Source organism: Streptomyces sp. NRRL B-24484, assembly GCF_000717715.1.
Taxonomy (GTDB): Bacteria; Actinomycetota; Actinomycetes; order Streptomycetales; family Streptomycetaceae; genus Kitasatospora.
Genome location: NZ_JOAI01000001.1, coordinates 259,203 through 271,756 on the forward strand (window position 1 = coordinate 259,203; position 12,554 = coordinate 271,756).

The window sequence follows — 12,554 nt, forward strand, 5'->3', positions numbered from 1 at the left end:
GACACACCATGACCACCCAGACCGTCCCGGCCCCCCGCCCCGAGGGCACCGCGGCCGCCACCCCCCTGCTCGAAGCCAGCGGCGTCGTCATGCGCTTCGGCGGCCTCACCGCCGTCAACAACGTCGACCTCACCGTCAACAAGGGCGAGATCGTCGGCCTGATCGGCCCCAACGGCGCCGGCAAGACGACCTTCTTCAACTGCCTCACCGGCCTGTACGTCCCCACCGAGGGCACCGTCCGGTACCAGGGCACCGTCCTGCCGCCCAAGCCCCACCTCGTCACCTCCGCCGGCATCGCCCGGACCTTCCAGAACATCCGGCTCTTCGCCAACATGACCGTCCTGGAGAACGTCCTCGTCGGCCGCCACACCCGCACCAAGGAGGGCCTGCTCTCCGCCCTGCTGCGCGGCCCCGGCTACAAGAAGGCCGAGGCGGAGGGCCGCGAGAAGGCCATGGAACTCCTGGAGTTCATCGGCCTCGACCACAAGGCCGACCACCTCTCGCGCAACCTCCCCTACGGCGAGCAGCGCAAGCTCGAGATCGCCCGCGCCATGGCCAGCGAGCCCGGCCTGCTGCTGCTCGACGAGCCCACCGCCGGCATGAACCCGCAGGAGACCCGCGCCGCCGAGGAGCTCGTGTTCGCGATCCGCGACAAGGGCATCTCCATCCTCGTCATCGAGCACGACATGCGGTTCATCTTCAACCTGTGCGACCGCACCGCCGTACTCGTCCAGGGCCAGAAGATCGTCGAGGGCGACAAGGAGACCGTCCAGAACGACGAGCGCGTCATCACCGCGTACCTCGGTGCGCCCCTGGAGGGCGCCACCGACGCGGCAGCAAGCACGGAGGCAGACCAGTGACAGCTCTTCTCGAGGTCGAGGACCTCCGCGTCTCCTACGGCAAGATCGAAGCCGTCAAGGGGATCAGCTTCTCCGTCAAGCAGGGCGAGGTCACCACGCTCATCGGCACCAACGGCGCCGGCAAGACCACCACCCTGCGCACCCTCTCCGGGCTGCTGAAGCCCACCCAGGGGAAGGTCACCTTCGACGGGCAGGCGCTCTCCACCGTCCCCGCCCACAAGATCGTGTCGCTGGGCCTGGCCCACTCCCCCGAGGGCCGGCACATCTTCCCGCGCATGAGCATCGAGGAGAACCTCCTCCTCGGCGCCTTCCTGCGCAAGGACTCCACCGGCATCACCGAGGACGTGGAGCGCGCGTACGCGCTCTTCCCGATCCTCGGCGAGCGCCGCAAGCAGGCCGCGGGCACCCTCTCCGGCGGCGAGCAGCAGATGCTCGCCATGGGCCGCGCCCTGATGTCCCGTCCCAAGCTGCTCATGCTGGACGAGCCCTCCATGGGCCTCTCCCCGCTGATGATGCAGAAGATCATGGCGACGATCGTCGAGCTCAAGGCCTCCGGCACCACCATCCTGCTCGTCGAGCAGAACGCCCAGGCCGCGCTCTCGCTCTCCGACCGGGGCTACGTCATGGAGACCGGCCGCATCGTGCTCACCGGCACCGGCGCGGACCTGCTCCACGACGAGTCCGTCCGCAAGGCCTACCTCGGCGAGGACTGACCCGGCGCACGCAACAGGAGGCCCGGCCGCACGCGCGGCCGGGCCTCCCGGCGTTCCCGGTACGGGGCTGTGTCCGCCCCGTCAGCCCTCGTCCTTGCCCGCGTCGGCCTTCTTGCGGTCCTGCGCCTCGCCCTCCTCGATCACGGCCTGCGCCACGGCGGCCATGGTCATCCGGCGGTCCATCGAGGTCTTCTGGATCCAGCGGAACGCCGCCGGCTCGGTCAGCCCGAACTTCGTCTGCAGCACGCTCTTCGCCCGGTCCACCAGCTTGCGGGTCTCCAGCCGCTGCGAGAGGTCCGCGATCTCCTCCTCCAGCGTGCGCATCTCGGTGTAGCGCGAGACCGCCATCTCGATCGCCGGCACCAGGTCGCTCTTGCTGAACGGCTTCACGATGTACGCCATCGCACCGGCGTCGCGGGCGCGGTCGACGAGCTCGCGCTGCGAGAACGCCGTCAGCATCAGCACCGGGGCGAGGTGCTGCTCGTGGATCCGCTCGGCCGCCGACAGGCCGTCCAGGACGGGCATCTTCACGTCCAGGATCACCAGGTCCGGCTTCAGCTCCTCGACCAGCTTCACCGCCGTCTCGCCGTCCCCGGCCTCACCGACGACGGTGTATCCCTCCTCCTCCAGCATCTCCTTGAGATCCAGGCGGATCAGCGCCTCGTCCTCGGCGATGACGATTCGGGTGATCTGGGGCGAGTCGATCTCAAGCGGCTGGGGCTGCTCGTCGGCGGTGCTCACGGGGCTCCTTGTTCCGGCGGGGTGCTGCATGCACGAGCCTACCCAGACACGGTATGTTGGTGACACGAGGGTGAGCGCTTCGCCTTCAAACCGTAGGCCCCGATAGCCCAATCGGCAGCAGGCGATGGTCTCAAACACCATACAGTGTGGGTTCGAATCCCACTCGGGGCACTTTTCCTTCAATTCCAAGGTCGCGACCGGGCCATCCGATCTTCACCGATTCGAGTGAGATCCGCGGCCGCCCGGCCGAACCGCCCACCGGACGGCGGACGATCGGCCACATGTACGACACGGCCACCCGTCGGCACGCACTCGCCCTCCACCGTTCGGGGCTGACCCTCAGCGAGACCAGCCGGGCCACCGGCATCTCCCGCTCCGCCCTGCGGGCCTGGACGCGGCGCATCGAACCGGCCCCGGGCACCACCGCCGAGTGCCCGCTGCGGACGGGCACCCTCGCTCCCGGTCTGCCGGCCGCCGACTACGGCTACCTGCTCGGCCTCTACCTGGGCGACGGCTGCCTCAGCGAGGGCCGCCGCGGCGTGCACGCGCTGCGGATCGCCTGCGGCAACGCCTGGCCCGGGCTCGTCGAGGAGTGCGCCCGGGCCGTCCGCGCCGTCATGCCGACCAGCGCGGTGCTGCGGGTCGCGGCGCCGGGGTGCACCAGCGTGGTCTCCACCTCCAAGCACTGGCCCTGCCTCTTCCCGCAGCACGGCCCCGGGCCGAAGCACCTGCGCCCCGTCCGGCTGGCCGACTGGCAGCGGCCCGTGGTGTCGGCGCACCCCTGGCCCTTCGTCCGCGGCCTGATCCACTCCGACGGCTGCCGCACCGTCAACACCGCGACCCGCCGCACCGGCGGGACGGTCCAACGGCACGAGTACCCGCGGTACTTCTTCACCAACGGCTCGCGCGACATCGTCCGCCTGTTCACCGACTCCCTGGACTCGCTCGGCGTCGAATGGCAAGTCCGGGAGCGGCGCACCGGCCACCTCGATGTCTCGGTGGCGCGGCGGGCCTCGGTGGCGCTGCTGGACGCGCACGTCGGCCCGAAGTGGTGACCCCCGGGTGCGGGCGGGTCAGCCGACGGGGCCGGCGGCGGTGACGCCGGTGACGTGGAAGACCGCGGTGGCGGGGGTTCCGTTGTGGTCCGGGTCGGTGACGGTGAGGGTGTAGTCGCCGTCGGTGGCGCCGCTGAAGACGAACCAGGCGGCCTGGTTCTGCCGGGTCGGCCGGTCCGGGTAGATGGCCTCGATCGGGGCGCTGCTGGGGCCGACCTCCTGGCCGCCGGGCAGCCGCAGGCGGAGGCTGTCGCCGCTGACGGCCATGCCGGCGGGGCCGACGGTGCCGGTCATGTCGTAGGTGAGGTAGAGGGCGCGCTCACCGAGCTTGAGCGGGGAGTTGGCGGTGTCGGCGCGCAGTTGGGCGCTCTTGAGGGAGAGGGCGAGGCGGCCGCCGGTGACGGTGTGGGCGGCGGGGAGGGCGAGGTCGAGGGGCTTGAGGTCGGCGGCGGCGCGGCCGCCGGTGCCGAGCGGGAGGACCGCCTGGTTCTGGCCGGGGTCGCCGAGCACGAGGGAGGCTCCGTCGAGGGTGAAGCCGGCGGGGGTGGTGAAGGTGATCGGGAGGGTGTTGCTCGCGCCGGGGGTGGGCGGGACGGCGGTGCCGTGGTCGCCACTGAGGGGGGTGCCGTTGACGTCGACGGAGATGGTGGGCCAGTCGTTGACGGGGGTGGTGCGGAAGGTGTTGGTGACGGTGGTGGTGAGGACGAGCTTGCCGCCGGTGGTGTCGGTGGCGGGGGTGGTGGCGGCGGTCTTGACGTCGAAGCGCAGGCCGCCCGCGTAGAGGGTGCGGCCGATGGTGGTGGTGCCGGCGGCGGGGGCCGCGGTGTGACCGGCGGCGGTCGTACCGGTCGCGCCGGTCACGGTGGCGGTGGCCTTGGCGGGTGGTGCAGCGGGGCTGTTGCCGCCGTCGGGCGTGCACGCGGTGGCGAGGCCGGCGGCGAGGAGGAGGGTGGCGGTGGCGAGGGCATTGGCTCTTGCAATGCGGGGGCTCGCGGTGCGGGGTCTGGCGCTGCTGCTCATGGTCGGTGTACCCCCTTCGGGCGGCCCTGCTGCCGGGCCGGTCGGGGGGAACGTACCCGCGGCGGACGGGCGTGAGGCGGGCTGTCACGGGATGGGGACGGTTCCGGTGCGCCGTCGGGTTGTTCGCAGCGGTGGTGTGACGGTGCGGCCCCCACCGGGGCGGGGGCCGCGGGTGAACGGGCCGTCTCAGTTGTCGAGTTCGCCGACGTGGTGGACGCGGACGAGATTGGTGGATCCGGCGAGGCCGGGGGGCGAGCCGGCGGTGATGACGACGATGTCGCCCTTCTGGCAGCGGCCGAGGCCGATGAGTTGGGCGTCGACCTGGGCGACCATCTCGTCGGTGGTGGGGACGAACGGGCCGAGGAAGGTCTCCACGCCCCAGGTGAGGGCGAGTTGGCTGCGGACGGCGGGTTCGTAGGTGAAGGCGAGGACGGGGATGGGCGAGCGGTAGCGGGTGAGGCGGCGGGCGGTGTCGCCGCTCTGGGTGAAGGCGATGAGGTACTTGGCGTGCAGGAAGTCGCCGATCTCGGCGGCGGCGCGGGCGACGGCGCCGCCCTGGGTGCGGGGCTTGTTGCGGTCGGTGAGCGGGGGGAGGCCGGCGGCGAGGACGTCCTCCTCGGCGGCCTCGATGATGCGGCCCATGGTGCGGACGGTCTCGACGGGGTACTTCCCGACGGAGGTCTCGCCGGAGAGCATGACGGCGTCGGTGCCGTCGAGGACGGCGTTGGCGACGTCGGAGGCCTCGGCGCGGGTCGGCCGGGAGGCGTGGATCATCGAGTCGAGCATCTGGGTGGCGACGATGACCGGCTTGGCGTTCCGCTTGGCGAGCTTGACGGCGCGCTTCTGGACGACGGGCACCTGCTCCAGGGGCATTTCGACGCCGAGGTCGCCGCGGGCGACCATGATGCCGTCGAAGGCGTCGACGATGGCGTCCAGGGCGGCGACGGCCTGCGGCTTCTCGATCTTGGCGATGACGGGGATCCGGCGGCCCTCCTCGTCCATGACGCGGTGGACGTCCTCGACGTCCCTGCCGCTGCGGACGAAGGAGAGGGCGACGACGTCGGCCCCGGTGCGGAGTGCCCAGCGCAGGTCGTCGACGTCCTTGTCGCTCAGCGCGGGCACGGAGACGGAGATGCCGGGGAGGTTGAGCCCCTTGTGGTCGGAGACGAGGCCGCCCTCCAGCACGGTGGTGCGGATGCGGGGGCCGTCGACGGCGGTGACCTGGAGGCACACCCGGCCGTCGTCGACGAGGACGTGCTCGCCGGGCAGGACGTCCTCGGCGAGGCCCGCGTAGGTGGTGCTGCAGAGGTCGCGGGTGCCGGGGACGTCCTCGACGGTGATGGTGAACTCGTCGCCGCGTTCAAGAAGTACGGGTCCGTCGGCGAAGGTGCCGAGCCGGATCTTCGGGCCTTGGAGGTCGACGAGGACGCCGACGCTGCGGCCGCTCTCGTCGGCCGCCTTGCGGACCCGGTGGTAGCGCTCCTCGTGTTCGAGGAGGGAGCCGTGGCTGAGGTTGAACCGGGCGATGTCCATGCCGGCCTCGACCAGGGCCTTGATCTGGTCGTACGAGTCGGCGGCGGGCCCGAGTGTGCAGACGATTTTTGCTCGGCGCATGCCTGTAGAGCCTAGGGATTACCGAGGCGTAACAACGGTGTTCCGGCGGGCCGCCTTGCGGCTGTTGCAGAAAGTTTTGATTAACAAACTGACACAACGTGAGCTTTGGCGCTGTGAGATCGAATTGGCGTCCGAAGCGGTCGCGGCCGACCTGCGGCGAAACCCGGGACGGCCGGGGCGGCGGCCGACAGGGTGACGTGCGAGCCGGCGGGTTGACGGTGTGTCGGTCCACGGCCGGACCGGTCGGCGCCATGTCGGGGTCACCGACATCTCACCTGTCCGCCACGTCCGGGGGCTGTCGCAGCGGGCGTTTTGGCGGCAGACTTCTACGCGCGTTTCTCTACGCGCGTCACCACCGATCGGCAGGACCGCCGCCGACCGTCCGTCACCGCCCCACGCTGGAGTCGTCCATGCCCCTGAACCGCCGTGAGTTCGTCTCGCGCTCGGCCGCCACCGCGGCCGGCGCCGCCCTGGCCGGCGGCCTGCCGGTCGTCGCGGCCGCCCCGGCCGCCGCGGCCCAGGGCGCGGACGCCCGGAAGGCCCCGCAGAAGCAGGGCTTCACCGTGATGGGCACCACCGACCTGCACGGCCGGGTGCTCAACTGGGACTACTTCACCGACGCCGAGTACGACGACAAGGCGCACAACGACGTCGGCCTCGCCAAGATCTCCACCCTGGTGAAGCAGGTCCGCGAGGAGAGGGGCTGCCACCGCACCCTGCTCATCGACTCCGGCGACACCATCCAGGGCACCCAGCTCGCCTACTACTACGCCCGCATCGAGCCGATCACCGCCAAGCGCCCGCCGCGCCACCCGATGGCCGCCGCGATGAACGCCATCGGCTACGACGCCGCCGCCCTCGGCAACCACGAGTTCAACTACGGCATCCCGCTGCTGCGCGCCTACGAGGAGCAGCTGGACTTCCCGCTGCTCGGTGCCAACGCGCTGTACGCCAAGAACGAGCGGCCCGCCTTCGAGCCGTACGTCATCAAGGAGATGCACCTCGGGCACGGCCGCCCGCTGCGGGTCGGCATCCTCGGCCTGACCAACCCGGGCATCGCGATCTGGGACAAGGCGAACGTCTCCGGCAAGATGGTCTTCCCGGGGATCGTCGAGGCGGCGAAGAAGTACGTGCCGCGGATGCGCGCGGCCGGCGCGGACGTCGTGGTGGTCTCCTCGCACTCGGGTGCGGACGGCGCCACCTCGTACGGCGACCAGCTGCCCTGGGGCGAGAACGTGTCGGCGCAGCTCGCCGAGGAGGTGCCCGGGGTCGACGCGGTGCTGGTCGGCCACGCGCACAAGGAGATCCCGCAGCGGCTGGTGGTGAACAAGCAGACCGGCCGGAACGTGGTGCTGTCCGAGCCGCTGTGCTGGGGCCAGCGGCTGACCTGCTTCGACTTCGAGGTGGAGTTCTCGCACGGCTCCTGGCAGGTCACCTCGGTGAGCTCGCGGGTGCTGAACTCCAACACGGTGCCGGAGGACCCGGCGATCGTGAAGCTGATCGCGGGCCAGCACAAGAAGGTGGTGGCGTACGTCAACCAGGTGATCGGCACCTGCAAGACCGAACTGTCCATCGCCGAGGCGCCGTTCAAGGACGTGCCGATCATCGACCTGATCGGCCGGGTGCAGGCCGACACGGTGAGGGCGGCGCTGGCGTCGACCGAGTACGCGAAGCTGCCGGTGCTGGCGCAGGCGGCGCCGTTCAACCGCACCGCGGTGATCCCGGCGGGTGACGTGCGGCTGCGCGACGCGGCGGGGCTGTACATCTACGAGAACACCCTGGAGGCGCGCATCCTGACCGGTGCGCAGATCAAGGACTACCTGGAGTTCTCGGCGCGGTACTTCGCGCAGCTGGCGCCGGGTGCGCCGGTGGACCTGGGCACGCTGACCAACGCCGGTTCCACCCCGGACTACAACTACGACTCGGTGTACGGCGTCTCGTACGACATCGACGTGGCGCAGCCGGTGGGGTCGCGGATCGTCGGTCTGTCGTTCGACGGGGCGCCGATCGACCCGGCGGCGCAGTTCGTGCTGGCGGTGAACAACTACCGTGCGGGCGGCGGCGGCAACTTCCCGCACGTGGCGGCGGCGAAGCAGGTCTGGTCGAACTCGGACGAGATCCGCAACACGATGATCGCCTGGGTGAAGGCCAAGGGCGTCATCGACCCGGCGGACTTCGGTGCGGTGTCCTGGCGCCTGGTCCGCGCGGGCGTGCCGTTGTTCTAGGCCGGGTCGGCGCACGGGGGCGCGGGGTTCCGTGCCCCCGTGCGCTGCCGGCCTCAGGCCGCGCACATCTCGCCGAGGAAGGCGTCGAGGACGCCGAGGTAGGTGTCGATGTCGGCGGTGTCGTGGGCGAATCCGGCGTGCGGGCCGGAGGAGCCGATGGCGTCCCAGACGCCGCGGTTGGCGAAGTAGACCCGCCGCGCGTCGGTGAACAGCGGGTCGAGGCCGGCGTGCGCCTCGCGGGCGTTGCGGGGCAGCTCGGGTTGCAGGCAGTAGCCGGAGCGGGCGCCGAAGCGGTGGGCGCGCCAGGGCAGTCCGCGGCTGCGGGCGGCGGCCTCGATGCCGTCGGCGAGGCGTTCGCCGAGCCGGGCGATCCGCTGGTGCTCGGCCGGGGTCATCAGTTCGGTGAGGACGACCTCGGCGCAGGCGAGCGAGAGCGCGTTGGCGAACAGCGTGCCGCCGAGGGCGAGCCCGACGGTGTCGCCGAGTTCGTCGGCGAGCTGGGCGGCGACCAGGTCGGCGAGGCCGTCGGTCATGCCGAGGGCACCGATCGGGATGCCGCCGCTGATGCCCTTGCCGCCGGTGACCATGTCGGGGGCGATGCCGTAGTGGGTGACGGCGCCGCCGTAGTGGTCGAACTGGGTGTGGGTCTCGTCCGTCACCAGCAGCGTGCCGTGGCGGTTGCAGGCCTCGCGCAGCCCGGGCAGGAAGCCGGGTTCGGGCAGGACGGTGCCGCAGTTGGTGAGCACGCCCTCGATCAGCACCGCCGCGCATCCGCGGCGGCCCAGGACCCGTTCGGCGGCGGCGAGGTCGTTGAAGTCGACGACGTCGAGGTCCGGCGGTGCGGCCAGGCCGGTGCACTCCGGCACCAGTCCGGTGCCGTCGTCGGTCCACAGCGTCTCCTGCAGTTGGCCGTGGTACTTGCCGGCGAACAGCAGCACGCCCTGCCGGCCGGTCGCCGCACGGGCGATCCGCAGTGCCTCGGTGTTGGCGTTCGAGGCGGAGAGGCTGAACTGCCACTGCGGGAGGCCGAAGCGCAGCCGCAGTTGCTCACAGACGGCGAGCGCGGACTCGGTGGGCAGGAACAGTTGGACGCCGCGGTCGGCCTGCGCGGCGAGGGTCTCGGTGAGCCGGGGGTGCGCGTAGCCGAGGACGGTCGACATGTCGCCGACGTTGAAGTCGAGGTAGTCGTTGCCGTCGACGTCGGTGAAGGTCGGTCCGCGGCCGTGGGCGAGCCACAGCACCGGGGTCCGGTAGAAGCCGGCCATCCACTGCATGGGCACGCCGCCGGGCATCCGGCTGCGGGCCCGGGCGGTCAGGGCCAGCGAGCCGGGCACGCGCGCCCGGAAGGCGGCGTCCTCGCGCTCGCGGATCACCGTGAGGGCGCGGCGCTGCCCGGCGTCGAGGGCGGGGGTTGCGGGGTCCATCGGCGTCCCCTCGGTGCGCGCGGCCGCGGTGCGCGCGGCCCCGGTGCCCGCCGGACCGGCCTTCGCGGGCCCGGCGGGCCGGGGCCGTAAGGGTTCGGGTCAGGCGCGGCGGTGGACGGTGGACGGCGGGGTGAGTTCCTGCCGCCCGCCGGTGGCGAGCATCCGGACCTCGTCGTGGTCGCTGATCTCGGCGCGGACGATGCCGCTGTCGTCGGTGTACACCGGGTGGCCGCCGGGGCCGAGGGTGCCGGTGGGGTGCACCACGACGATGTCGTCGGTGTCCTGGCCGGGGTGCGGGAAGGACAGCTCGTACTCGGTCATGGGGCACCTCCTCGGGCCGCGCGGGTGCGGGACCGCTCACCAGTGTCGCGCCGCGCGGCGGTCCGCGCGCCCCGGGGGCGGCGGCGGAACCCGCGGGCGGGGTGCTGCGTCCCACTGCCGTTGGGTTGGTTCGTACCGGCAGGGGGTCACTCGGATGCGCAGGGGTGTGGTGGCGGCGCTGACGGCGTTGCCGGTGGTTTGGGCGCTGGCGGGCTGCGGCAGCACGGTGGCGGGCGGCGGCCCGGAGCGGGTCGGCGCGACGGCGGACGGGCCCGCGCGGCAGCGGGCCGCCGAGGTGGCGGCGGCGTGGCCGGGGTCGGCGCAGGAGAGGGTCTGGCGGTCGGGCTACTACCCGGTGGGCGTGCCGGCGGAGTGGCTGCCGCCGGACGCGTTCCACAGCGGCGGGGAGAAGGACGCGTACCAGGCGGGGCGGCTGGTGCTGGCGGGCGGGCTGCCGCGGACCTTCTCGGGGCTGGCGCAGGTGCGGTGGGCGGACGGTGCGCAGCTGACGCTGCCGCTGCGGTCGGCGGACGCGGTGTTCCGGTCACTGACGGAGGGCAGGCCGGCGTGCAACGGCATCTGCGGGCAGCCGCTGACGGTGACGGGTGCGGAGCCGGGCACACGGGAGGTGTCGACCAGCCGCGGGCGGGCGGAGATCCCGGTGTGGCGGTTCCGCGTCGCGGGGTACGCCGAGCCGTTCACCTACCCGGCGGTGGAGGCGCAGCAGCCGCCGACGGGGCCGGCGAAGGAGGTGCCGGGGGCGCGGCCGGCGTCGTTCTCCTCGGTGTCCGCGGACGGGCGGACGGTGACGGCGGACGTGGCGCACGGCGGCTGCGAGCGGGTGGAGCGCACCGAGGCGTACGAGACGGGCGCGGCGGTGGTGCTGATCGCCCGGGTGCGGTCGACGGCGCAGCCGGGGACGGCCTGCGACGCGGCGCTGCACCTGTCGCCGGAGCGGTTCGCGCTGGCGGCCCCGCTGGACGGCCGGGTGGTGCTGGACCTGGCCACGGGCGCCCCGCAGGTGCCGACGGGGGCCGGGGGCGGCCGGTAGCGGCCGGTGGCGGCCGTCGCCGGGGTGCTGGCCGCGGTGGGTGTGCGGGGGCAGGATCGGGGTTTCGCGAGAAGGGACGGTGGTGCTGCGTGTGGCGTACCGAGCGGCTGGTGCTGCGGTTGTGGGAGCCGGGGGACGCGGCGCGCGCCCTGGACCTGTACGGGCGGTGGGAGGTGGCCCGGTGGCTGGGGGCGCAGCCGCGGGTGCTGGCGGACGAGGCGGAGGCGCTGGCCCTGGTGGAGCGTTTCCGGGGGCGGTCGGCGGACCCGCGGTTCGGCGTGTGGGCGGTCGAGCGGGCGGACACCGGGGTGGTGGCCGGGTCGGTGCTGCTGGTGCCGCTGCCGGACGGGGACGGCGAGGTCGAGGTGGGGTGGCACTTCCACCCGGACTGCTGGGGGAACGGCTTCGCCACCGAGGCCGCGCGGGCCGCGGTGGCGAAGGGCTTCGCGGACGGTCTGCCGGAGATCCGGGCCGTCGTCCGTCCGGGCAACGATCCGTCGGCCGCGGTCTGCCGGCGCCTCGGCAAGGCTCCTCTGGGCCGCACCACCCGCTGGTACGGCACCGAACTGGACGAATTCCTCCTCACGGCGGGCAACCGCCCAGGTGTCCCCACGCGCCCCTGAGGTGCTGCCCTTACCGGCCTGCGCAGGCGGCGAGCCGGGCGAGGGCGTCCTCGGCGGCGGTGAGGACGGAGATGTGGCCGTCGTCGGGGCGGGTCCACAGCTCGGCGGTGGGGATGCGGGCCGCGAGCCAGCGGCTGTGGGCGGCGGGGACGATGCGGTCGCGTTCGCCGTGCAGCAGCAGGACGGGCGTGCGGATCCGCCCGGGGTCGAAGCCCCAGGGGGCGGTGTAGGCGAGGTCGTCGTCGATCAGTGCGGCGGGGCCGGCGGCGACGGCGGGGCCGACGACGGTGTCGAACCAGGACCAGACGCCGTGCAGGGCGTCGAGGTCGCCGGGGGTGAACTCGCAGTCGTAGTCGGCGCCGTGGTCCTGCTGGTGGCGTTCCTTGGCGGTGCGGCCCGCAGCCGCGGCCCGCAGCGAGGCGACCCCGGAGGCGGTCATTCCGGTGTACCAGTCGAGGCCGTCTGCGCCGTGCGGGGCGAGTCCGGCGACGGAGGCGGCGGCGAGGACGCGGTCGGGCAGCAGGGCGGCGCAGGCGAGGGCGTGCGGCCCGCCGCCGGAGTGGCCGAGGACGGCGAAGCGTTCGATGCCGAGGGCGTCGGCGAGGGCGGCGGTGTCGGCGGCCGCGGAGGCGACGTCCCGGCCGGGGAGGGGTGTGGAGCCGCCGTAGCCGGGGCGGTCGTAGGAGACGAAGCGGATGCCGAGCCGGGCGGCGGCGGGCAGCAGGGGTGCGGGCGGTGTGCCGAGGTTGGGGGTGCCGTGGTGCCAGACGACGGTGAGCGGGGCGTCGGCGGGCCCGGTGTCGTAGTGGCGGAGGGTGCGGCCGTCGGGAAGTTCGAGCTGATGGTCCGTCATGGTGCGGAAGCTACCGGCCGGGGCCGACAACGGGCCCCGGCCGGTGGTGCGCCG

The 12,554-nt window shown here is 72.9% G+C and carries 12 protein-coding genes and 1 tRNA gene; 7 read left to right on the forward strand and 6 right to left on the reverse strand.

Going from position 1 to position 12,554, the window contains the following annotated elements:
* The first annotated feature begins 8 nt into the window (after window positions 1–8).
* Window positions 9–860, forward strand: coding sequence for an ABC transporter ATP-binding protein (locus IE98_RS0101140; protein ID WP_052389974.1), 852 nt, complete (start codon window positions 9–11; stop codon window positions 858–860).
* Complete coding sequence (locus tag IE98_RS0101145) at window positions 857–1,573, forward strand: ABC transporter ATP-binding protein (protein WP_030262525.1); 717 nt, start codon at window positions 857–859, stop codon at window positions 1,571–1,573. The genes IE98_RS0101140 and IE98_RS0101145 overlap by 4 nt, the downstream gene beginning before the upstream one ends.
* Window positions 1,574–1,654: 81 nt before the next feature.
* Here IE98_RS0101145 and IE98_RS0101150 read toward each other — a convergent pair whose 3' ends face one another.
* Window positions 1,655–2,314, reverse strand: coding sequence for an ANTAR domain-containing response regulator (locus IE98_RS0101150; protein WP_030262528.1), 660 nt, complete (start codon window positions 2,312–2,314; stop codon window positions 1,655–1,657).
* Between the two features lie 96 nt (window positions 2,315–2,410).
* Here IE98_RS0101150 and IE98_RS0101155 point away from each other — a divergent pair.
* Together IE98_RS0101155 and IE98_RS0101160 are read left to right on the forward strand one after the other, a co-directional pair.
* Window positions 2,411–2,485, forward strand: a tRNA-Leu gene (locus IE98_RS0101155).
* Window positions 2,486–2,595: 110 nt separating this feature from the next.
* The gene (locus tag IE98_RS0101160; protein ID WP_030262531.1) at window positions 2,596–3,369 is read left to right on the forward strand and encodes a helix-turn-helix domain-containing protein; all 774 of its coding nucleotides are present in this window, start codon (window positions 2,596–2,598) and stop codon (window positions 3,367–3,369) included.
* A gap of 18 nt (window positions 3,370–3,387) precedes the next feature.
* Here the strand turns inward: IE98_RS0101160 and IE98_RS0101165 are convergent, their stop codons facing one another.
* Both IE98_RS0101165 and pyk read right to left on the reverse strand, forming a co-directional pair.
* Window positions 3,388–4,389: a hypothetical protein gene (locus IE98_RS0101165; protein ID WP_030262534.1), complete on the reverse strand. Its 1,002-nt coding sequence runs from the start codon at window positions 4,387–4,389 to the stop codon at window positions 3,388–3,390.
* A gap of 186 nt (window positions 4,390–4,575) precedes the next feature.
* Window positions 4,576–6,003, reverse strand: a complete 1,428-nt coding sequence (gene pyk, locus IE98_RS0101170; RefSeq protein ID WP_030262536.1) for a pyruvate kinase — start codon at window positions 6,001–6,003, stop codon at window positions 4,576–4,578.
* A 410-nt stretch (window positions 6,004–6,413) separates the two neighbouring features.
* On the opposite strand from pyk, the gene IE98_RS0101175 reads away from it, so the two are divergent.
* Complete coding sequence (locus IE98_RS0101175; protein WP_030262538.1) at window positions 6,414–8,228, forward strand: bifunctional metallophosphatase/5'-nucleotidase; 1,815 nt, start codon at window positions 6,414–6,416, stop codon at window positions 8,226–8,228.
* A gap of 53 nt (window positions 8,229–8,281) precedes the next feature.
* Here the strand turns inward: IE98_RS0101175 and IE98_RS0101180 are convergent, their stop codons facing one another.
* Together IE98_RS0101180 and IE98_RS0101185 are read right to left on the reverse strand one after the other, a co-directional pair.
* Window positions 8,282–9,652: an aminotransferase class III-fold pyridoxal phosphate-dependent enzyme gene (locus tag IE98_RS0101180; protein WP_052389976.1), complete on the reverse strand. Its 1,371-nt coding sequence runs from the start codon at window positions 9,650–9,652 to the stop codon at window positions 8,282–8,284.
* Between the two features lie 99 nt (window positions 9,653–9,751).
* The gene (locus tag IE98_RS0101185; RefSeq protein ID WP_030262542.1) at window positions 9,752–9,973 is read right to left on the reverse strand and encodes a DUF6296 family protein; all 222 of its coding nucleotides are present in this window, start codon (window positions 9,971–9,973) and stop codon (window positions 9,752–9,754) included.
* 154 nt (window positions 9,974–10,127) lie between these two features.
* On the opposite strand from IE98_RS0101185, the gene IE98_RS48835 reads away from it, so the two are divergent.
* Entirely contained in the window at window positions 10,128–11,024 is an 897-nt protein-coding gene (locus IE98_RS48835) for a hypothetical protein (RefSeq protein ID WP_159400797.1), read from the forward strand.
* A gap of 89 nt (window positions 11,025–11,113) precedes the next feature.
* Window positions 11,114–11,647: a GNAT family N-acetyltransferase gene (locus tag IE98_RS0101195; RefSeq protein ID WP_030262546.1), complete on the forward strand. Its 534-nt coding sequence runs from the start codon at window positions 11,114–11,116 to the stop codon at window positions 11,645–11,647.
* Between the two features lie 10 nt (window positions 11,648–11,657).
* On the opposite strand, the gene IE98_RS0101200 is transcribed toward IE98_RS0101195, so the two are convergent.
* A complete protein-coding gene (locus IE98_RS0101200; protein WP_030262548.1) occupies window positions 11,658–12,500 on the reverse strand; it encodes an alpha/beta fold hydrolase in 843 nt (280 codons plus the stop codon).
* Between the last annotated feature and the right edge of the window lie 54 nt (window positions 12,501–12,554).